The following is a 19,973-nucleotide window of genomic DNA, read 5'->3' as shown; positions in this document are numbered from 1 at the left end:
CGCGTGCCCTCACGCGGGAACTTCCGGGCCGTCTCAGACGGTCGAGGGCGTCGCCCGCACCGTCGAAGCGATCGTCGCCGAGCCCACCACGCGCGTGCCGTCGTACAGGACGATCGCCTGGCCGGGGGCCACGCCCCGGACCGGCTCGGTGAACGTGACCTCCAGGGAGCCGTCGATGAGTTCGGCGGTCACCTCGGTCTCGCCGCCGTGGGCGCGCAGCTGGGCGGTGTAGGTGCCGGGGCCGGTCGGGGCGGCGCCGCACCAGCGGGGCTTGATGGCGGTGAGGGCGGTGACGTCCAGGGCGGACGCCGGGCCGACCGTCACCGTGTTGTTCACCGGCGAGATGTCGAGGACGTAGCGCGGCTTGCCGTCGGCGGCCGGGGTGCCGATGCGCAGGCCCTTGCGCTGGCCGATGGTGAAGCCGTACGCGCCCTCGTGAGTGCCGAGCTTGGCGCCGGACTCGTCGACGATGTCGCCCTCCGCCTTGCCCAGGCGGTTCGCGAGGAAGCCCTGGGTGTCGCCGTCGGCGATGAAGCAGATGTCGTGCGAGTCGGGCTTCTTCGCCACCGCGAGGCCCCTGCGCTCGGCCTCGGCGCGGATCTCGTCCTTCGTCGTCACCGTGTCGCCGAGCGGGAACATCGCGTGCGCCAGCTGCTTCTCGTCCAGCACGCCGAGGACGTACGACTGGTCCTTGGCCATGTCGGAGGCGCGGTGCAGCTCGCGGGTGCCGTCGTCGTTCAGGGCGACCTTGGCGTAGTGGCCGGTGCAGACCGCGTCGAAACCGAGGGCCAGGGCCTTGTCGAGCAGGGCGGCGAACTTGATCTTCTCGTTGCAGCGCAGGCACGGGTTGGGCGTGCGGCCGGCCTCGTACTCGGCGATGAAGTCCTCGACCACGTCCTCGCGGAAGCGGTCGGCGAGGTCCCACACGTAGAACGGGATGCCGATGACGTCCGCGGCACGGCGGGCGTCGCGGGAGTCCTCGATGGTGCAACAGCCCCGCGCGCCCGTGCGGAAGGATTGAGGGTTCGCGGAGAGCGCTAGGTGGACGCCGGTCACGTCGTGGCCCGCTTCGGCCGCGCGGGCGGCGGCGACGGCGGAGTCGACCCCGCCGGACATGGCGGCGAGGACGCGGAGGGGGCGGGAGGGCTGCGCGGTGTGAGTCATAACCCTTCCAGGGTACGGGGACGTGGGAACCAGGGCCCGCGAGTATGCGTTGACGATCACATGGGACAGCGGAAGGCTCCGAAGGACGGCGACCGGAAGGTCGGGCGTCGCGCGTTGCTGATCGGTGGGACGGCGGCCGCGGCGGGCTCGGCCGTGCTGGCCCGCGACGAGCTGGCGCGCCTGTGGTGGCGGGTGCCCGGCGTGGAGAAGCCGCGCAAGGAGGGCGAGGTCGACTACGCGGGCGCGCGGTGGGTGGCGGCGTCGGACGCGAACTGGAGACGGGCGGACCGTCCCGACGACTACGGCATAGACATGGTGATCATCCATGTCACCCAGGGCAGCTTCGACAGCGCGGTGAAGGTCTTCCAGGACCCGGAGCACGGGGCGGCCGCGCACTACATCGTGCGTAAGGACGGCCACATCACGCAGATGATCCGCGAGCTGGACGTGGCGTACCACGCGGGCAACCGCGACTACAACGAGCGCAGCGTCGGCATCGAGCACGAGGGCTTCGTGGACCGTCCGCAGGACCTCACGGACGAGATGTACGAGGCGTCGGCGCGGCTCACGGCCCGGATATGCGCGCGCTACGACATCCCCGTCGACCGCGAGCACATCATCGGGCATGTGGAGGTGCCGGGGACCGACCACACGGACCCCGGGAAGCACTGGGACTGGGACCGGTACATGAAGCTGGTGCGGGCGGCGCGTACGGCGCCGGCGTAGCGGCCCGGGACCTGTCCTAGGTGAGCCCTGCCGCCCGTGCCCGTTCCACCGCCGGGCCGATCGCCTTGGCGACCGCCTCGACGTCGGCCTCCGTGGAAGTGTGGCCGAGGGAGAAGCGGAGGGTGCCGCGGGCCAGGTCGGGGTCGGTGCCGGTGGCCAGGAGGACGTGGCTGGGCTGTGCGACGCCCGCGGTGCAGGCGGAGCCGGTGGAGCACTCGATGCCCTGGGCGTCCAGGAGGAGCAGCAGGGAGTCGCCCTCGCAGCCCGGGAAGGTGAAGTGCGCGTTGGCCGGGAGGCGGCCGCCGGGTGCCGGGTCGCCGCCGAGGATCGCGTCCGGGACGGCCGTACGGACCGACTCGACCAAGGCGTCGCGCAGGGCGCCGATCTCGCTCGCGAACCATTCGCGCTGTTCGGCGGCGAGGCGGCCGGCGACCGCGAAGGAGGCGATCGCGGGGACGTCGAGGGTGCCGGAGCGGACGTGGCGCTCCTGGCCGCCGCCGTGCAGGACGGGTACGGGGGTGTACTCGCGGCCGAGGATCAGGGCGCCGATGCCGTAGGGGCCGCCGATCTTGTGGCCGGAGACGGTCATCGCGGCGAGGCCGGAGGCGGCGAAGTCGACGGGGACCTGACCGAAGGCCTGGACGGCGTCGGCGTGCAGGGGGACGTCGAACTCCCTTGCCGCGTCGGCCAGTTCGCGGATCGGCATGACCGTGCCGATCTCGTTGTTGGCCCACATGACGGTGGCCAGGGCGACGTCGTGGGGGTTGCGGGCGATGGCCTCGCGCAGGGCGTCCGGGTGGACGCGGCCGTAGGAGTCGACCGGGAGGTACTCGACCGTGGCGCCCTCGTGCTCGGCGAGCCAGTGGACGGCGTCGAGGACGGCGTGGTGCTCGACGGGGCTGGCGAGGACGCGGGTGCGGGTGCCTGCCGGGTCGGCGTCGCGGCGGGACCAGTACAGGCCCTTCACCGCGAGGTTGTCGGCCTCGGTGCCGCCGGAGGTGAAGACGACCTCGCTGGGGCGGGCGCCGAGCGCTTCCGCGAGGGTTTCGCGGGCCTCCTCGACGGTGCGCCGTGCGCGGCGGCCGGATGCGTGGAGGGAGGAGGCGTTGCCCGTGACGCTCAGCTGGGCGGTCAGCGCCTCTGCCGCCTCCGGAAGCATCGGGGTGGTCGCGGCGTGGTCGAGGTAAGCCATGGTGGCCATGATTCTAAGGGGCGCCGGTAAGGGGGCTCGTGTCAAGGTTCCCCGCCGCTGCGAGGCAGCACGCCTTACCTGCGTTGCCCTGGAGGTCGATGGCGACGCGCCCCGCGGTGCAGACCGCGTCCACGCTCCCCCATCACCCTGCGGAACGACTGCCCGCGGCGGTAACGGCTCGCCCCTGGCCGTTCGCCGTCGGCTCAGGCAGCGTCTAGAAGCTCCACGACAGCGTGTTGTCCACCTGCATGAGCGTCAGCAGGACGACCAGGTCGGCGACGCCCAGGCCCATGCCGAGGAGTGCCCTGCCCCTGCGGTTCGTGCCGCGCCAGAGGGACGCCGCCGCAAGGACGATGGCGGTCGGGCCGAGGAAGAGGTTGAAGACGAGGAGGCCGAGGAGGCCGAGGATGAAGGACGCCACGGCCATGCCGTCGGCATCGCGGGTGCGCGTGCGGGTGCCGGGGCGACCGGTGGCCGGTGCGGTGAGTTGCATGGGTGTCAGCTCCTGAAGGGTCGGTACGGACCGGTGGACGGAGTCAGTGGCGGCGCGCGTGACGCTCGCGGGCGGCGAAGACGGCCAGCCAGACGGCGATCACGGCAGCGGCGACGGCGGTGAAGCCGAGCGGCGCGTGAGCCACGGCACCCAGCAGCACGCCCAGCAGCAGAAGTGCTGCGACGAGGAACAGCATGGGATGGATCCCCCTCCGAGATCTCTTGCGTCGATCTCACTCGTTACGTTTCGGTGAACAGTTGTAGTAACACTTGTTCACTGACTCCAAGTCTAGCGCGCCCTACGGCTTTTCAATTCCAGAGAACAGTTGTTAACTGCATGGCATGAGTCACACCCTCGGCATCCGGCAGGCCCAGAAACAGAAGACCCGGCAGGCGCTCCTGGACGCGGCGTTGGGCCTGCTGGAGGAGCAGAGCCTGAGCAGTCTGGGGCTGCGTGAGGTCACCCGCGAGGTCGGCGTCGCCCCGACGGCCTTCTACCGGCACTTCCGCTCCACCGCCGACCTCGGCGTCGCCCTCGTCGAGGAGGCGCTCGGCAGCCTGCACCCGATGATCCGCTCGATCGTCTCCTCGGCCGGCGAGGCCGACCAACGCATAGAGCGCGCCGTCGGGTTGATCGCCCAGCATGTCGCGACCCATCCGGCCCACGTCCGCTTCATCGCCCGCGAACGGCACGGCGGGGTGCAGTCGGTACGGGAGGCGATCCAGGACCAACTGGCCCGCTTCGCCGACGAAGTGAAGGTCGCGCTCACCAAGGACCCGGTGTCCGAAGGCTGGAACGACGACGACCTCCTCATGCTCGCCAACCTCTACGTCGACCAGATGCTGATGACGGCCTCCCTGTTCCTGGACGCCCTGGACGCACCGGAAGAGGAACGGCGGCGCGTCGCCCAGGTCGCCACCCGTCAGATGCGGCTGATCAGCATCGGCCGCGAGCACTGGCTGGACTGAGCGTCGGCACGACGAGGGGCGGCACCCCCGTCCACCGGGAGTGCCGCCCCTGTCGTACGGCGTCGTACGGCGTGCCGCGTCAGCTCTTGGTCGCCGTAGCAGCCGCGCTCGGCGCACCACTCGGCGCACCGCTGGGAGCCGCCCCACCACCCTGACCCCCGCCCGGACCGCCACAGCCACCGCCCTGCCCGCCACCGGGGCCACCCTGGCCGCCACCACCCTGACCGCCGCTGGGCGCACCACTCGGCGCCCCCGAGGGCGCACCGGACGGCTGGGCGGTCGGGGCGCCCGACGGGGCGCCGCTCGGGGCCCCGACCGAGCACCGCTCGGCGGCCGGCACGACGACGATGACTGCTGACCGGAGTTGCCGCTGTTCGAGGTCGACGACGAGTCGCCGGAGCCGCAGGCCACCAGGGCCAGGGGCGAGAGCGCCAGCAGGGCCACCGCGGGGAGGAGACGCGCACGCTTCATGAGAAACAGCTCCAAGGAAGATGAGGAAGTCCTGGGGCTGGGAACTCAACCAACCGCGCCTGGGGCTTCCTTGAGGCCGTGCTGTACGAGGCCTGTGCCGGGAGCAAAGCGCACCTAAAGAGATCCGGCTGACCTGCGCGTTTCCTCGGAGTCTCGCCCTACTCGCTGGTACAAGGCCGTGACAGAAGCGGCCACTTCAGGCCCCGAGCCTCACCCGCGCCAGCTGCCTCGACTGCGCCACCAGCCGGTCCGCGCTGTCCCAGACCTCGGCGTCCTCCTCCAGGAAGCCACCGGCGAGGTTCCGCGTGGTGATGGACACCCGCAGCGGCCCCGGCGCCGGTCGGCACCGCACATGCACGGTCAGCTCCACTGTCGGGACCCAGCCGGAGATGCCGATCTCGAAAGCCGTCGGAGGCAGCGCGTCGACCGCCAGCAGCAGGGAGAGGGGGTCGGGATCGCGGCCGTCCGCGAGGCCGAACCAGGCCCGCATCTCGCCCTTGCCGCTCGGCTGCCCGAGCGCCCAGCCCAGCGTCGACGGGTCCAGCTTCAGCATCAGCCGGTCGGCGATGGCCGAGCTGCCGGAGACGGGGGCGGGACCGTCCTCGGGGCCGAAGCACTGGTCCATCGGCGGGATCGCGGGCGGCTTCGCCGTCGTGCGGACATCGTCGGGGAGGGAGTCCAGGTCGCCGTAGGACGCGAGGACACGGATCCGTTCGACCTCGTGGCCCTGCTCGTCGTACTGGAAGAGCGAGGCCTGGCCGGTCGACAGCGTCCGCCCCGTGCGTACCACGTCCGTGCGGACGACCGCGGGGCCCGGCTGGGAGGCGGTCAGGTAGTGCGCGGAGATGGTGAACGGGTCACCGTGCGGGAGGGCGTCCGCGAGGGCGCGGCCCAGGACAGCCAGCAGATAGCCGCCGTTGACGGCGCTGATGATGGTCCAGCCGGCCGAGAGGTCGATGTCGTAGACGCCGGGTTCGCGCCGGGTGAGCGCGGTGTCGCGGTCGAACTCGCTGTCGCCGACGGTGGCCCGCAGGGCCGTCGGTGCGGAAGCTGCTTCTGGCATGGATGAACCGTACAACAGCCAACTACTAAGCGGTAGCTTTGCTGGTGCGCGGTGATGCGCCCGGCAGCGTCCACGGGCGTCAAGGCGCATTGAGATGTGGGCAACTTTTCGGTAAGTGTCGGCACCCGTCCGAAACCTGAGACGGCGATAAGCCCTCTATCGGGACATGAGTCTCACCGGGACCGCGTTCCTCTACACGCTCGTCGCGCTGTGCGTCCTCGCCGTCGCGTTGCCACTGGTCCTCTGGTCGCGGGTGCGCGGGCCGAGGGTCCTGCGGGCCGCCGCCAGGGTGCTGATGGTGCTGTTCGCCCAGGGCACGGCGGTCGCCCTGGTCTTCACGCTGGTCAACAACTCCAACCAGCTGTACGACAACTGGGGGGACCTGCTCGGCACCAGCGACCATGTGCAGGAGGCGGCCGACCTCGGAGCGAGCGGCACCGGCGGGATCGCGCTGGAGAAACTGCCCAAGGTCCGTCAGGTCTTCAAGCCGGCCAAGGGACCGGGCATGCGCGCGGAGGGCGGGGTGCTCGTCACCCAGCTCAAGGGCCGGGTGTCCGGAGTGCACGCCGAGGTCAACGTCTGGCTGCCGCCGCAGTACCACGAGCCCGCCTACCGTGATCACAAGTTCCCCGTCGTCGAGGTGCTGCCGGGCTATCCGGGCTCCTCGAAGGCGTGGTACGGCACGATGGACGCGCCCCAGCAGCTGGCGCCGCTGATGCGCAGCGGGCAGATCGCGCCGTTCATCATCGTCTCGCCGCGCACCACACTGCTGCCCGGCCAGGACACCGGCTGCGCGAACATCCCCGGCAAGGTGAACGCCGACAGCTGGCTCAGCATCGACGTGCCGAAGATGGTCATGGACAACTTCCGGGCGCAGGCAGCGCCGGACGGCTGGGCGGTGGCCGGGTACTCGGCGGGCGCGCACTGCGCGGCGAAGCTGGCCGTCGCCCACCCGGACCGCTACCGGGCCGCGGTGAGCATGTCCGGCTACAACGACCCCATAGCCGTACCCCAGTCACTCGCCGGCAAGTCCCCGGCCCTGCGGGCGGCGAACAACCCGTACGAGCTTCTGAAGGACTCCCGTGTGCCGCCGCGCGTCGCGCTCTACATGTCGGGGCAACCGAATGACGGGTACGAGGCGGCGATGGCCCTCCAGCGCGCCGCGAAGGCGCCCACGACCGTGGACGTGGTGTTCATCCCGAGCAGTGCGGGCGGCCACACCATGGCGCTGTGGAAGCCTCAGGTGGTGCCCGCGTTCCGCTGGCTGACCGAGGTGATGGGGACCGGGCACCGGGCCCGGACGGCGCCGGGGACTACTCCTCTCGCACCGTCGACCGCCGGTTCCAGGCCCGCGGAGCTCGCCAGTGGAACCGCATCGCGAGCAGCCGCAGAACGAAGGCCGTGACGGCCGCGAGGGCGCTGGTGAGCGGGTTCAGGGCGTCGTAGTGGATGCACAGGACGACCATCGTGGCGCCGACGATCGCCGGGACCGCGTACAGGTCGCGGTCCCAGCGCAGCAGTGACGGCACCTCGTTGGCGAGGACGTCCCGCAGCACACCGCCGCCGACGGCGGTCGCGAGGCCCAGGGTGGCGGACGCGGTGAGGCCCAGGCCGTAGTCGTACGCCTTCGTCGTGCCGGCGACGCAGAACAGGCCGAGGCCCGCCGCGTCGAAGACGTTCACGCCGGTCTGGATGCGCTCCACGTGCGGGTGGAGGAAGAAGACGAGGAGCGCGGCGAGCAGCGGGGTCAGGAAGTACCCCAGGTCCGTGAAGGCGGCCGGGGGTACGGCGCCGATGATCACGTCCCGGAACAGCCCGCCGCCCAGGGCCGTGACCTCGGCGAGGACGGCGATGCCGAAGACGTCGAAGTTCTTGCGGACGGCCAGCAGGGCGCCGGAGATGGCGAAGACGAAGATGCCGATCAGGTCGAGCGTGTGCTGGACGGACGGGCTGAACAGTTGCTGGAGCACCCTGACATTCTTGCGCAGGAAAACGCCCCTGCCTTGCAAAGCAAGGCAGGGGCGTGAGTTCTCTTACTTGTCCTCTTCCTTTGACGGCTCCGAGGGTTCCTCGGAATCCGCCGTCCCCCTGGCCGCCTCGGTCGCCTCGGCAGCCTCGGAGGTCACCTCCGCAGCCACCGCCGCCGACGTCTCCGCGGACTCCGCCAGCACCTCGTCGGAGAGCAGCTCCGCCGCCTCCTTGGCCACGGTCAGCAGCACCGTGTCCTGCGGCTGCTGGTCCTCGAAGTTCTCCGGGTGGTGGCAGGCGACGCGCTGGCCGGGGCGCAGCTCGACGAGCGGCGGCTCGACCGTCGTGCAGACCTGCGTCGCCTTCCAGCACCGGGTGTGGAAGCGGCAGCCGCTCGGCGGGGAGATCGGCGAGGGTACGTCGCCCTTGAGCAGGATGCGCTCGCTCTTGGCGTTCTTGCGCCTGGGGTCCGGTATCGGGACCGCCGACATCAGCGCCTTGGTGTACGGGTGCATCGGCGTCTTGTAGAGCAGGTCGCGGTCGGCGAGCTCCACGATCTTGCCGAGGTACATCACCGCGATCCGGTCCGAGACGTGCCGGACGACCGAGAGGTCGTGCGCGATGATCACGTACGTCAGGCCCAGCTCGTCCTGGAGGTCGTCGAGGAGGTTGACGACCTGCGCCTGGATGGACACGTCCAGCGCGGAGACCGGCTCGTCCGCCACCACGAGCTTGGGGTTCAGCGCGAGCGCGCGGGCGATGCCGATGCGCTGGCGCTGACCGCCGGAGAACTCGTGCGGGTAGCGGTTGTAGTGCTCGGGGTTGAGGCCGACCACCGACAGCAGCCGCTGCACTTCCTTCTTGATGCCGCCCTCGGGCGTGACGCCCTGGAGCCGGAAGGGGGCGCCGATGATCGTGCCGATGGTGTGGCGCGGGTTCAGCGAGGAGTACGGGTCCTGGAAGATCATCTGCACGTCACGGCGCAGCGGGCGCATCCCGCTGACGCCGAGGTGCGTGATGTCCTTGCCCTCGAACTCCACGGTGCCGGCGGTCGGTTCGAGCAGCCGGGTGATCAGCCGGCCCATCGTCGACTTGCCGCAGCCCGACTCCCCCACCACGCCGAGGGTTTCACCGGCCCTGACCTCGAAGTCGATGCCGTCGACCGCGTGCACCGCGCCGACCTGCCGCTGGAACAGGCCCTGCTTGATCGGGAAGTGCTTCTGCAGCCCGGTCACCTTCAGCAGGACCTCGCCGGGAGCGGCGTCCTTGGTGAGGGTGGCCGCGCCGACGGCCTCCGCCTCGGTGCCGTCGCTCTTCGCGGGAGTGGTCACAGCTTTGTCCTCGCTCACAGCTTCGGCGCAATCTCTTCGGTCCAGATACGCTCCCGCTGCTCCTTGGTCAGATGGCAGGCGGCCCAGTGCCGGCTGCCGACCTCGGCCAGGTCGGGGCGGACGGTACGGGTGACGTTGTCCTTAGGAAGGTCCGCGTACGGGCAGCGGGGGTGGAAGGCGCAGCCCGACGGGACGTTGATGAGGGAGGGCGGGGAGCCCTTGACCGGGATGAGGCGGTCCTGCTGCTCGCGGTCCAGGCGCGGCATAGAGCCGAGCAGGCCCCAGGTGTAGGGGTGGCGGGGCTCGTAGAAGACCTTCTCGGCCGGTCCGCGCTCGACGCAGCGGCCGCCGTACATCACCAGGATGTCGTCGGCCAGCTCGGCGACGACACCCAGGTCGTGGGTGATGATGATGACCGCGGAGCCGAACTCCGTCTGCAGGTCGCGGATGAGGTCCAGGATCTGCGCCTGGACGGTGACGTCGAGGGCGGTCGTCGGCTCGTCCGCGATGAGCAGTTCGGGGTTGTTCACCAGCGACATCGCGATCATGGCGCGCTGGCGCATGCCGCCGGAGAACTCGTGCGGGTAGCTGTCGACCCGCTTGTCCGGCTGCGGGATGCCCACCCGGTCGAGCATCTCGACCGCACGGCGCTTCGCGGTCTTCTTGTCGACGTCGTGGTGGATGCGGTACGCCTCCACGATCTGGTGGCCGATCGTGTAGTACGGGTGCAGCGCGGACAGCGGGTCCTGGAAGATCATCGCCATGTCGCGGCCGCGCAGCTTGCGCACGTGGTCCGGGTCGGCGGACAGCAGCTCGGTGCCGTTCAGCCAGATCTCGCCGGAGATCTGCGCCTTGCGCTTGCCGTACTGGCCGGCGGTGTGCAGGCCCATGATGCCGAGCGAGGTCACCGACTTGCCGGAGCCCGACTCGCCCACGATGCCGAGGGTCTTGCCCTTCTCCAGCTGGAAGCTGAGCCCGTCGACGGACTTGACCAGGCCGTCGTCGGTCGGGAAGTGCACCTTCAGGTCGCGCACTTCCAGGAAGGAGGCCGGGGCCGGCGAGGTGCCCGTGGGCTCCCCCACGGCCGCTCCGGTCTTGCTCAGTTCGGTCATGCGAGCCTCACTCGGGGGTCGATCACGGCGTACAGGACGTCCACCACGAGGTTGGCGATGAGCACCGCGAGAGAAGTGATCAGGGTGACGCCCAGGATGACGGGCAGGTCCTGGTTCTTGATCGCGTTGAGCACCGCCTGGCCGAGGCCGGGCAGGCTGAACGTGGTCTCGGTCAGGATCGCGCCGCCGATCAGGGCGCCGAGGTCCATGCCCAGCATGGTCAGGATGGGCGTCATCGTCGAGCGCATGGCGTGCTTGCGGATGACGACGCCCTCGCGCAGGCCCTTGGCGCGGGCGGTGCGGATGTAGTCCTCGCCGAGGATCTCCAGCATGGTGGCGCGGGTGATCCGGGCGTACATCGCCGCGTACAGGAACGCGAGGGTGATCCACGGGAGGATCATGCCGCCGAGCCAGCCGGTGAAGCTCTCCTCCAGTGGCACGTACTCCGCGTTGATCCAGCCCAGGCCGTAGGAGAAGATCGCCAGGCTGAGCAGACCGGTGAAGTAGATGGGCAGGGAGACACCCGCGAGGGCGACGACCATCGCGCTGCGGTCCCACAGGGTGCCCCGCTTGAGGGCGGAGAGGACACCCGCCGCGACACCGAACAGCAGCCACAGCACGGCGGCACCGAGCGCGAGCCCCAGGGTCACCGGGAAGCGATCGGTCAGCACCGGCCAGATGGCCTGCTCGCTGCGGAACGAGTAGCCGAAGCAGGGCGCGGCGCACTCCGTGACATCACCGCCGGCCGCGTAGGTGCGACCCGCGAAGATGCCCTTGAAGAACTCCCAGACCTGGACGTAGATCGGTTCGCTCAGACCGAGCTTCTGCCGCACGGCCTCGACGGCCGCAGGGTCGGCCTGCTTGCCCACGAAGCTGGTGGCGATGTCGACACCCGCCCACTTCGGGACGAGGAAGAAGATGCCGAAGACCACCATGACGATGACCACGAGCATCACTGCGGCGGCGAAGAGCCGCCTGATCAGGTAAGCGAGCACAGATCTCGGCCCGCTGCGGACCGCGGGCCACCGGAGGTCGTCCGGTGGCCCACGGTCACGCCGCGCCGGCCTTCACCTGCCTTTCGTGCCGTACGGCGGGTGTGCCGGGGTTACTTCGCGGACTTCAGGCCGAGGTTGACGAAGTCGTACATACCGCTGTACGCGTCCGTCGTGTAGACGTTGGCCAGGTTGCTCGAGCGCCAGTTGATGAACTTCTCGAAGACGAAGGGCAGGTAGTAGCCGCCCTCCATGACCTTGTGGTTGATCTCCGTGGCGATCTTGACCTTGCCGGCGTCGTCCAGCGTGGTGACGTACTGGTTGAACAGGCCGTCGATCGTCTTGTCCTTGATGAGGGCGTAGTTGTTGTTGCCGCTCTCGAGGATGTACTTGCTGCTCCACAGCGGCAGACCGTAGCCCTGGACGGACGGGAAGTCCGGGCCCCAGCCCATGATGATGATGCCGTAGCCCTTCTTCTTCACGTTCGAGGGGCTGCCGATGATGCCGGAGCTCTGCGAGCCGTCGTACTGGTCGATGTCGACGGTGATGCCGACCTTCTTCAGCGAGGCCTGGAGGGACTCGGCGGTGGCGACCTCGGCCGGCTTGTTGTTGCGGACGGCGATGGTGGTCTTGAAGCCGTTCGGCTGGCCGCAGGCCTTCAGCTCTTCCTTGGCCTTGGCGACGTTGCCCTTCTTGTTGGCACCGGCGAGCTCGTACGGGTCGTACTTCTGGCCCTCGGCGCCCGGGACGGACGGCGGCAGCATGTTGGTGCCGATGTCGCCACCGGCGACGGGGCCACCGCGCGCGTTCTGCAGCGAGACGTGGTCGGCGCCGTAGATCACGGCCTTGCGGCAGTGCTCGTTGTCGAACGGCTTCACGCTCTGCGGGAAGACCGCGTAGCGGATGTAGCCGGAGACCGGGTTGTCCAGGTTGGCCTTGTGCTGCTTCAGGGCGGTGGTGCGGCCCTGCGGCGACATACCGGTCTGGTTGATGTCCAGGTCGTAGTCACCCGCGATCAGGCGGGCGTCCATGTCGTTGGCGTTCGTGAAGAACTTGACCGTGATCTTGTCCGGGTAGGCCTTGCGGATCGGGTCCGAGGCCTGCTTCCACTCGGTGTTGCGGACCAGGGTCAGGTCCTTGCCCGGGTTGTACGACTGGAACTTGTACGGGCCGGACGAGAACGGGTGCAGACCGTACTTGGACTTGGTGTCCTTGTCCTGGCGGACCGGGGACGCCGACGTCAGGGCCAGCATCTCCTCGAAGTCCGAGTTGGCCTGCGGCAGCTTGAAGACGATGGTCTTGTCGTCCGGCGTCTCGATCGCCTTCAGACCCAGCTTGTCCGCGGCCTTGTCCTTGTACGGGCCCGGGTACTCGCCCTTGGGGTCGAGCACGTCCTTCAGGTAGACCGGGCCGCCGGACAGCACGTCCTGCGCCCACTGGCGCTCGATGCCGTACTTGATGTCCTTGGAGGTGATCGGCTTGCCGTCCTCCCACGTGACCCCGTCACGCAGGGTGTACGTGTAGGTCTTGCCGTCGTCCGAGATCTTGGCGAGCCCGGTGGCGAGGTCGGGCGTCAGCTCGGCGCCGGCCTTGCCGGGCTCGGCCTTGCCCGTGACGAGCTGGCGGCTGTAGTAGCGGGAGAAGTTCCACATGAAGCCGTAGTAGCCACGCGTGGTGTCCCACGAGTCGGCGTCCTGGACACCGGCGAACTTCAGCGTGCCGCCCTTCTTGGCGAGGGAGGCCTGGGCAACCTTGTTGTTCGCGGCGTCGAAGCCCGGCGCGCCGCCCTTCGACCCCTCGTTGTCGTTGCCGCCGCCGCACGCCGCCGTGGTCAGCAGCGCGGCGACCACGGCGGCAGCGGCCATGGCCTGCTTGCGCCGCCCTGAGGTGCGTTGGGTAGTCACGATCTCGGATCCTCCGGATTTGAAGAGAGACCCCGTGTGGTGCCACGGGTCACTTGCGTACGGCAGTTCAGCGGGAGCCCTTCGGGTCCAGCGCGTCACGCACGCCGTCGCCGAAGAGGTTGAAGGCAAGAACGGTGATGAAGATCGCCAGACCCGGGATCACCATGTACATGGGGTCCGAGTCGTAGTAGTCGATCGCGCTCGAGAGCATCTGCCCCCAGGAGGCCGTGGGCGGCTTGACGCCCACGCCCAGGAAGCTGAGTGCCGCCTCGGTGAGGATGTTGGTGGGGATCATCATCGTCGTGTACACGATGATGGGTGCGACGAGGTTGGGCAGCAGTTCCTTGAACAGGATGTAGAACCGCCCGGCGCCGAGCGATCGTGCCGCCTCGACGTACTCCCGCTCGCGCAGCGAGAGTGTCTGGCCGCGGACCACGCGTCCGATGTAGGGCCAGCCGAAGAAGCCGATGACCAGGATCATCACGAACAGGCGGACGCCGGTGCCGGTCAGCCCGAGCATCTCGTTCGGCATGACCGAGACCAGCGCGATGATGAACAGCAGCTGCGGGAAGGCCAGCAGGCCGTCCATGACCCGGCTGATGACCGAGTCGACCCAGCCGCCGAAGAAGCCGGCCAGGACACCGAGGACGGTGCCGATGACGACGGCGACCAGCGCGGACAGGAAGCCGACGAGGAGCGAGATCCGGGCGCCGTAGACGATGCGCGCGAAGATGTCGCGGCCGCTGACCGGCTCGACACCCAGCAGGTGATCGCCGCTGATACCGCCGAGCGACCCGGTCGGCGTGCCGAACAGCGGGTCGATCAGGTCCTCGTGGTGCGTCTCGGGGTCCTGGCCCACGAGGTTGGCGATGACCGGAGCGAGCAGGGCGACGGCGATGAGCACGAGCACCACGACGCCGCCGGTGAGGGCGAGTTTGTCCCGCTTCAGGCGCTCCCAGGCGATCCGTCCCAGGGAACGCCCCTGTACGGCCTTGGCGCCGGTGGTTGCCACCGCCGCTTCCTCGGCCGCACTGGGGGCCGCTTCCGCGGTCGGCTCGTGCAATGGTGCCGTCATGTGGCAGGGACCCCTCTCAACCGGCGGTAGCCGGCCCGCACTTGCCGCGGTGGCGGCGTGATCAATCCGTAACACTCATTCGTCGTACACGGGGGTGAGCACCCCTGGTGCGGGAGTCTTCAACGCTTCAGCGTTTTGTTGCCAGAGCTGGCGAGGAAAGGATGCGCAACCGTGATGCTGTCTGGGGGGTTCCGTTATCCGAACAGCAGGTAACGACCGCCGGACGCGCATCAGTTGGGGCGTATGAGGGCGGACCGGGACCTTCCGATCCCATCTACGCGCGGAGATTCGCCTGCGAAAGCGAAGCCGGCAGCCGTCTGCGCCTGCGACAGCCGGGGTGCTGACTGACCAGTAGGCCAGCCGGAGAGCGATCAGTGATGATCAGTAACGGCCCTGTGCCGGAGGGTAACCGTAGCCCGCCGCCGGAGCCTGCGCCGGCGCGGCGGCGTGCGCCTCGCGGTCGTAGAAGGGGCGGGCGCTCGCCCGCATCCACATGGCGACCGGGTCGTACTCGTCGGACATCGCCACGGTCGAGACGGGCAGCCCGTCCGGGACCGCGCCGATCGACTGCGACATCATCGAGCGCACCGAGTCCACGGCGGGCGGGCTGGTGTCGTACACGTCGAGCCCGATCGCGAGATACGGCGCACCGAGCGCCGGCTGCACCCAGGCCCGGCGCAGGGAGCGGACCGCCGGGGTGCGGTGGGCGTTCTGCGCGAGCAGGGCGTAGAACTGCGGGATCTCGATGCCGGGCTCCGACAGGCGCAGCGGGCCGGCGGGCTGGCGGTCCAGGCCGGTGGCGATGCGGCGCAGGTCGAGCCAGGGGATGCCGACGCCGCCGCCCGGGGCGTGCGGGTTGAGCCAGAGGCCGTAGTGGTCCGGGTAGAGGGTGCGGGCGACGTCGATGCCGTCGACCACTTCGTAACTGCGGTTCCAGCCGCTGGCCGACAGTTCCTGGGCGGAGGTGACGCACGGGGCGTAGCCGTGGCCGTCGACCTCCATGTTTCCGTACTGGGCGTCCGGGGAGCCGGCCTGGCCGTGCCACAGCAGCATCCAGATCTGGCCGGAGGACGGGGTCGCGAGCGCGCGGAGAAGCGCCTCGTAGGCGTCGTAGCGCCCCGGCGTCACCTGGCGCAGCATGTGCTCGACCTGTCCGGTCGAGGTGGTGCCGCTCGCGCTCACCTTTTTACCGCCCCTTCGGGAAACAGCCGTTTTCGCAACCAGCTTAAGCGTTGAGAGCTCGGGACTTGATGTGGTCTGCGGGCTGCGGGTCGTTCGTGGTTGATCGCGCCCACGCGGCGGAGCCGCAGATCGATACAGCCCCGCGCCCCTGTCGGGCCGTTGCCCCTCAGGCCGCTCAGAAGTCCCGCTGGTAGAAGGGGCGAACCTTCTGGCGCATCCACTCGATCACCGGGTCCTGGGCCACGTCCAACAAGACCAGGTTCACCGGCCACTGGACCGGGACCCTGCCCAGGGCACGGCCCAGGGCCTCCGTCGGGGCGGTGCGCAGGTCGCCCTCCCACTGGGAGAGTTCCACGCCTATGAACATCACGGGGGCGGCCGTCTCGATCGCTGCCAGGCAGCGGCGGGCCGTGACGACGACGCCGGTTTCGGCGAACTCGGCCGAGGCCGCCGCGAGGAAGTCGACCGGGTCGTCCTGCCAGTCGGGTTCGTAGAGCTTGACGCGGCCCCCGGAGGTGAGGCCGTCCAGCGGGGTGCGGCCCACGCGGCAGAGCTCGGCCACCGCCACCGGCGGCAGCGGGACGCCGACCACGCCGTCCGGGTTCACGGCGATGCCCACCTGCGGGGGCAGGCCGCGGGCGAACTCCACGGCGGGGGCGACGGTGTACGACATGTGGGAGCCGACGACCTGGCGGAACTGCTCCTCGGAGCTGAAGACCGGGACGTACGCCTGCCCCTCGATCTCCATCGTGGGCAGGTCCAGCGGGCCGCTGTGCGGGCCGCCGCCGTTGGGCAGGGGGACCCAGACGAAGCTGCGGCCCAGCACCTCGATGATCCGGCCGCCCGCCGACGGCAGGCCGAGGGAGGCCGAGAGCACCTCCTCCAGCTCGTTGCCGGGCCAGCCGCCGTGCGGGTGGAGGTGTGTCTGTGCCGGGAAGTCCGCGGGGAGATCCGCTGGGAAGTCCATCTGTCTGACCGCCTGCTGTGAACCACGTCTGTGGCCCAAAAGGCTATCCGGTGTCGGGGCGGGGCAGGTCCAGGGCGGGGCAGGTCCAGGGCCGGCCAGGCCCCGGGGTCGCTCAGCCCGTGAACCCGATCCGGCGCAGGACGTCCGCCGCCGACCGGTCGATCAGTACCGCCGAGCCGCAGCCCTGGGGCAGGTCGCCCTTCTCCACGGAGCCGAGCAGGCGGGCGGCCGCCCTGCGGTGGCGCAGGAAGGCGTAGCGGGAGACGCCGCGGCCGCGCTCGCGCTGGCCTTCCAGAGCGGCGTCCGGCGTGACGTCGAGCAGCAGCAGGTGGAGGGTGCCGCCACGGCGGCGGGCCGCGCGGGCCAGCCAGCCGCGCACCCAGGCCTGGGTCCCGCAGTCGTGCACCACGACGCCCTCGCCGGAGCGCAGGGCGCGGCGCAGTCCGGCATAGTGCGCGAGGCGTACCAGGGGGCGGTAGACGCCGTAGGGAAGGAAGCCGGGCATGCGGGCGTCCCAGCGGTCCCGGGTGTCCTGGGAGTCGATGCGGATGCCCGTCACCGTCCGCTCCATCAGCGTGGACTTGCCGCTGCCGGGCAGGCCGGTGACCACGACGAGGTCCTTGGGGCCGAAGAGCAGGGCGTGCGGGCTGTGGCCGGAGCGCTCGCGCAGGTCGCGGACGACGGGTGCAGGGCACGTGCCGCGGGCTTCGCCGGCCGGGGCCGTGTGCTGCTTGGGCAGCGCGATGCCCGAGGTCGTGGCGTACGCCGTGGTGCGGTTCACCGTCATCGTCCTCCTCCGGGGTCAGGATTCCCCATCCCCACTGAGCGTAAAGAGAAGGTAATGGAGGATCTCTCGTGTTTTCGTTCGCTTCCCGCCACAAGCCGGTTACAGACGTGGCCTGCCACGGACGAGCCCGGCATGCAATGATGTCCGCGCCAACTGCATACCGGCCGCTTGAATCCGCGCGGGAGAGTCCCCAGCAGTGCAGCGCTGGGGCGCCGAAGGAGCAAGTCCCTCCCTTGAATCTCTCAGGCCCCGTTACCGCGCGGGCGAGGCACATCTGAAAAGCGGGCCGCCCCCTCTCCACCAGCAGAGAGAGGCGTGGCTCCACCCAAGGTGCAAGCCGTGATCGTCCCCGTGGCGGTCGTGGCGAACCTCTCAGGTTCCGATGACAGATGGGGAGGAACGACCTCGCCCGTCCTGCCTTGGGAGACGACCGTCCGATGAGCAGTACCGAACCCACTGGACCGCGCCACACCGCGCTCGATGCCCTGCATCGCTCGCTCGGCGCGACCATGACCGACTTCGCCGGCTGGGACATGCCCCTGCGCTACGGCTCCGAGCGCGACGAGCACAACGCCGTGCGGACCAAGGCCGGCCTGTTCGACCTCTCCCACATGGGTGAGATCACTGTCACCGGCGCGCAGGCGGCCGCCTTCCTGAACTACGCCCTGGTCGGCAACATCGCCTCCGTCGGTGTCGGCCGCGCCCGCTACACCATGATCTGCCGGGCCGACGGCGGCATCCTCGACGACCTGATCGTCTACCGGCTCGCCGAGACCGAGTACATGGTCGTCGCCAACGCCTCCAACGCCCAGGTCGTGCTGGACGCCCTGACCGAGCGGGTCGCCGGCTTCGACGCCGAGGTGCGCGACGACCGGGACGCGTACGCGCTGATCGCCGTGCAGGGTCCGCAGTCCCCCGGCATCCTCGCGTCCCTCACGGACGCCGACCTCGACGGCCTGAAGTACTACGCCGGCCTGCCCGGCACCGTCGCCGGCGTCCCCGCCCTCATCGCCCGCACCGGCTACACCGGCGAGGACGGCTTCGAACTGTTCGTGAAGCCGGAGCACGCGGTCGAGCTGTGGCAGGCGCTGACCAAGGCGGGCGAGGGCGTCGGCCTGGTCCCCTGCGGGCTGTCCTGCCGGGACACGCTGCGCCTCGAGGCGGGCATGCCGCTGTACGGGCATGAGCTGTCGACCTCCCTCACTCCCTTCGACGCCGGGCTCGGCCGGGTGGTGAAGTTCGAGAAGGAGGGCGACTTCGTCGGGCGCGAGGCGCTCGCCGAGGCAGCCGCCCGCGCCTCCGAGAACCCGCCGCGCGTCCTGGTCGGCCTGGTCGCCGAGGGGCGTCGCGTCCCGCGTGCCGGGTACCCGGTCGTCGCCGGCGCCGAGGTCATCGGCGAGGTCACCTCGGGCGCGCCCTCACCCACGCTGGGCAAGCCGATCGCCATGGCGTACGTCGACGCGGCGCACTCGGCGCCGGGAACGGCCGGGGTCGGCGTGGACATCCGCGGCAGCCATGAGCCGTACGAGGTCGTGGCGCTGCCGTTCTACAAGCGGCAGAAGTAGCACCACAAGCGGCGAAGCCGACGCCGGACGTAGAGACTGGCAGCGGTCCGTCGCGTGACCCTGCGCACATTTCCGCTGTTCACGCACGTTTCCAGCAGTCCCCCATTCATCACCACTCCCGCGCGTACAGGAGAATTCAGGCCATGAGCAACCCCCAGCAGCTGCGCTACAGCAAGGAGCACGAGTGGCTGTCGACCGCCGAGGACGGCGTCGCGACGGTCGGCATCACCGAGTTCGCGGCCAACGCGCTCGGCGATGTCGTCTACGCCCAGCTCCCCGAGGTCGGCTCGACGGTGACCGCGGGTGACACCTGCGGCGAGCTGGAGTCGACCAAGTCCGTCTCCGACCTGTACTCCCCGGTCACCGGCGAGGTCGTCGAGGTCAACGAGGACGTGACGAACGACCCGTCGCTGGTGAACTCCGCCCCCTTCGAGGGCGGCTGGCTGTTCAAGGTACGCGTCACGGAGGAGCCGGCCGACCTGCTCTCCGCCGACGAGTACGACGCCCACACCGCCGGCTGAGGAGTCGTATCCCCCTATGTCTGACAAGTCGCTTCTGAATGCGCCCCTGCACGAGCTCGACCCGGCCATCGCCGCCGCGCTCGACGCCGAGCTGGAGCGTCAGCAGTCCACCCTGGAGATGATCGCCTCCGAGAACTTCGCGCCGCTCGCGGTGATGGAGGCGCAGGGTTCGGTCCTGACCAACAAGTACGCCGAGGGCTACCCGGGCCGCCGTTACTACGGCGGCTGCGAGCACGTCGACGTCGCCGAGCAGATCGCCATCGACCGGATCAAGGAGCTGTTCGGCGCCGAGTACGCCAACGTCCAGCCCCACTCCGGCGCCTCCGCCAACCAGGCCGCCCTGTTCGCCCTCGCCCAGCCCGGCGACACCATCCTGGGCCTGGACCTCGCCCACGGCGGCCACCTCACCCACGGCATGCGCCTGAACTTCTCCGGCAAGCAGTTCAACGTGGTCGCGTACCACGTGGACGACGCCGGTCTGGTCGACATGGC

General features: G+C 69.9%; 20 protein-coding genes and 2 riboswitches. Of the genes, 6 read left to right on the top strand and 14 right to left on the bottom strand.

Annotated elements, in window-relative coordinates:
• Nucleotides 1-33: 33 nt before the first annotated feature.
• Nucleotides 34-1,164: a tRNA 2-thiouridine(34) synthase MnmA gene (gene mnmA / locus ACZ7L6_RS31850; RefSeq protein ID WP_471929909.1), complete on the bottom strand. Its 1,131-nt coding sequence runs from the start codon at nt 1,162-1,164 to the stop codon at nt 34-36.
• A 60-nt stretch (nt 1,165-1,224) separates the two neighbouring features.
• Here mnmA and ACZ7L6_RS31845 point away from each other — a divergent pair, with 60 nt between their 5' ends.
• On the top strand, nt 1,225-1,890 hold the full coding sequence (locus tag ACZ7L6_RS31845) for an N-acetylmuramoyl-L-alanine amidase (RefSeq protein ID WP_471929907.1): 666 nt from the start codon (nt 1,225-1,227) through the stop codon (nt 1,888-1,890).
• A gap of 16 nt (nt 1,891-1,906) precedes the next feature.
• Here ACZ7L6_RS31845 and ACZ7L6_RS31840 read toward each other — a convergent pair whose 3' ends face one another.
• From ACZ7L6_RS31840 to ACZ7L6_RS31830, 3 genes are all read right to left on the bottom strand, one after another.
• On the bottom strand, nt 1,907-3,082 hold the full coding sequence (locus tag ACZ7L6_RS31840; RefSeq protein ID WP_471930200.1) for a cysteine desulfurase family protein: 1,176 nt from the start codon (nt 3,080-3,082) through the stop codon (nt 1,907-1,909).
• 214 nt (nt 3,083-3,296) lie between these two features.
• Complete coding sequence (locus ACZ7L6_RS31835; protein WP_471929905.1) at nt 3,297-3,575, bottom strand: DUF4190 domain-containing protein; 279 nt, start codon at nt 3,573-3,575, stop codon at nt 3,297-3,299.
• 43 nt (nt 3,576-3,618) lie between these two features.
• Nucleotides 3,619-3,771 (bottom strand): hypothetical protein, encoded by a 153-nt coding sequence (locus tag ACZ7L6_RS31830; protein WP_471929903.1) that lies wholly within the window; start codon nt 3,769-3,771, stop codon nt 3,619-3,621.
• Between the two features lie 145 nt (nt 3,772-3,916).
• On the opposite strand from ACZ7L6_RS31830, the gene ACZ7L6_RS31825 reads away from it, so the two are divergent.
• The gene (locus ACZ7L6_RS31825; RefSeq protein WP_471929901.1) at nt 3,917-4,543 is read left to right on the top strand and encodes a TetR family transcriptional regulator; all 627 of its coding nucleotides are present in this window, start codon (nt 3,917-3,919) and stop codon (nt 4,541-4,543) included.
• Nucleotides 4,544-5,210: 667 nt separating this feature from the next.
• Here the strand turns inward: ACZ7L6_RS31825 and ACZ7L6_RS31820 are convergent.
• Complete coding sequence (locus ACZ7L6_RS31820; protein WP_471929899.1) at nt 5,211-6,077, bottom strand: thioesterase family protein; 867 nt, start codon at nt 6,075-6,077, stop codon at nt 5,211-5,213.
• A 166-nt stretch (nt 6,078-6,243) separates the two neighbouring features.
• Here ACZ7L6_RS31820 and ACZ7L6_RS31815 point away from each other — a divergent pair, with 166 nt between their 5' ends.
• The gene (locus ACZ7L6_RS31815; RefSeq protein WP_471929897.1) at nt 6,244-7,482 is read left to right on the top strand and encodes an alpha/beta hydrolase; all 1,239 of its coding nucleotides are present in this window, start codon (nt 6,244-6,246) and stop codon (nt 7,480-7,482) included.
• Here ACZ7L6_RS31815 and ACZ7L6_RS31810 read toward each other — a convergent pair.
• The 9 genes from ACZ7L6_RS31810 to ACZ7L6_RS31770 all read right to left on the bottom strand — a co-directional run bounded on the left by ACZ7L6_RS31810 (nt 7,391) and on the right by ACZ7L6_RS31770 (nt 17,395).
• Nucleotides 7,391-8,047 carry a trimeric intracellular cation channel family protein gene (locus ACZ7L6_RS31810; RefSeq protein ID WP_471929895.1) on the bottom strand — a complete coding sequence of 219 codons (657 nt, stop codon included), beginning with the start codon at nt 8,045-8,047 and terminating at the stop codon, nt 7,391-7,393. The two genes, ACZ7L6_RS31815 and ACZ7L6_RS31810, sit on opposite strands and share 92 nt — an antisense overlap.
• A gap of 63 nt (nt 8,048-8,110) precedes the next feature.
• Nucleotides 8,111-9,376 carry an ABC transporter ATP-binding protein gene (locus ACZ7L6_RS31805; RefSeq protein ID WP_471929893.1) on the bottom strand — a complete coding sequence of 422 codons (1,266 nt, stop codon included), beginning with the start codon at nt 9,374-9,376 and terminating at the stop codon, nt 8,111-8,113.
• A 14-nt stretch (nt 9,377-9,390) separates the two neighbouring features.
• Nucleotides 9,391-10,488: an ABC transporter ATP-binding protein gene (locus ACZ7L6_RS31800; protein WP_471929891.1), complete on the bottom strand. Its 1,098-nt coding sequence runs from the start codon at nt 10,486-10,488 to the stop codon at nt 9,391-9,393.
• Nucleotides 10,485-11,483: an ABC transporter permease gene (locus ACZ7L6_RS31795; protein WP_471929889.1), complete on the bottom strand. Its 999-nt coding sequence runs from the start codon at nt 11,481-11,483 to the stop codon at nt 10,485-10,487. Before ACZ7L6_RS31795 ends, ACZ7L6_RS31800 begins: the two co-directional genes overlap by 4 nt.
• Before the next feature lie 110 nt (nt 11,484-11,593).
• Nucleotides 11,594-13,384 (bottom strand): ABC transporter substrate-binding protein, encoded by a 1,791-nt coding sequence (locus tag ACZ7L6_RS31790; RefSeq protein WP_471929887.1) that lies wholly within the window; start codon nt 13,382-13,384, stop codon nt 11,594-11,596.
• A 67-nt stretch (nt 13,385-13,451) separates the two neighbouring features.
• On the bottom strand, nt 13,452-14,459 hold the full coding sequence (locus ACZ7L6_RS31785) for an ABC transporter permease (RefSeq protein ID WP_471929885.1): 1,008 nt from the start codon (nt 14,457-14,459) through the stop codon (nt 13,452-13,454).
• Nucleotides 14,460-14,840: 381 nt separating this feature from the next.
• Nucleotides 14,841-15,641 (bottom strand): enhanced serine sensitivity protein SseB C-terminal domain-containing protein, encoded by an 801-nt coding sequence (locus tag ACZ7L6_RS31780; protein WP_471929883.1) that lies wholly within the window; start codon nt 15,639-15,641, stop codon nt 14,841-14,843.
• A 175-nt stretch (nt 15,642-15,816) separates the two neighbouring features.
• Nucleotides 15,817-16,608 carry an enhanced serine sensitivity protein SseB gene (locus ACZ7L6_RS31775; RefSeq protein ID WP_471929881.1) on the bottom strand — a complete coding sequence of 264 codons (792 nt, stop codon included), beginning with the start codon at nt 16,606-16,608 and terminating at the stop codon, nt 15,817-15,819.
• A 112-nt stretch (nt 16,609-16,720) separates the two neighbouring features.
• Nucleotides 16,721-17,395, bottom strand: coding sequence for an AAA family ATPase (locus ACZ7L6_RS31770; protein WP_471929879.1), 675 nt, complete (start codon nt 17,393-17,395; stop codon nt 16,721-16,723).
• Between the two features lie 169 nt (nt 17,396-17,564).
• Nucleotides 17,565-17,663, top strand: a riboswitch (glycine riboswitch).
• 23 nt (nt 17,664-17,686) lie between these two features.
• Nucleotides 17,687-17,794: riboswitch (glycine riboswitch) on the top strand.
• 38 nt (nt 17,795-17,832) lie between these two features.
• Here ACZ7L6_RS31770 and gcvT point away from each other — a divergent pair.
• The 3 genes from gcvT to ACZ7L6_RS31755 form a co-directional block, all read left to right on the top strand.
• Nucleotides 17,833-18,960, top strand: a complete 1,128-nt coding sequence (gcvT, locus tag ACZ7L6_RS31765) for a glycine cleavage system aminomethyltransferase GcvT (protein ID WP_471929877.1) — start codon at nt 17,833-17,835, stop codon at nt 18,958-18,960.
• Between the two features lie 143 nt (nt 18,961-19,103).
• Nucleotides 19,104-19,481: a glycine cleavage system protein GcvH gene (gene gcvH / locus ACZ7L6_RS31760; RefSeq protein WP_433048050.1), complete on the top strand. Its 378-nt coding sequence runs from the start codon at nt 19,104-19,106 to the stop codon at nt 19,479-19,481.
• Between the two features lie 16 nt (nt 19,482-19,497).
• The coding region (locus tag ACZ7L6_RS31755) for a PLP-dependent aminotransferase family protein (RefSeq protein ID WP_471929875.1) at nt 19,498-19,973 on the top strand (476 nt) is incomplete at its 3' end.

The sequence above is a fragment of the Streptomyces sp. NPDC107522 genome, from assembly GCF_055657525.1.
This window is presented reverse-complemented; position numbering and strand designations above follow the sequence as displayed.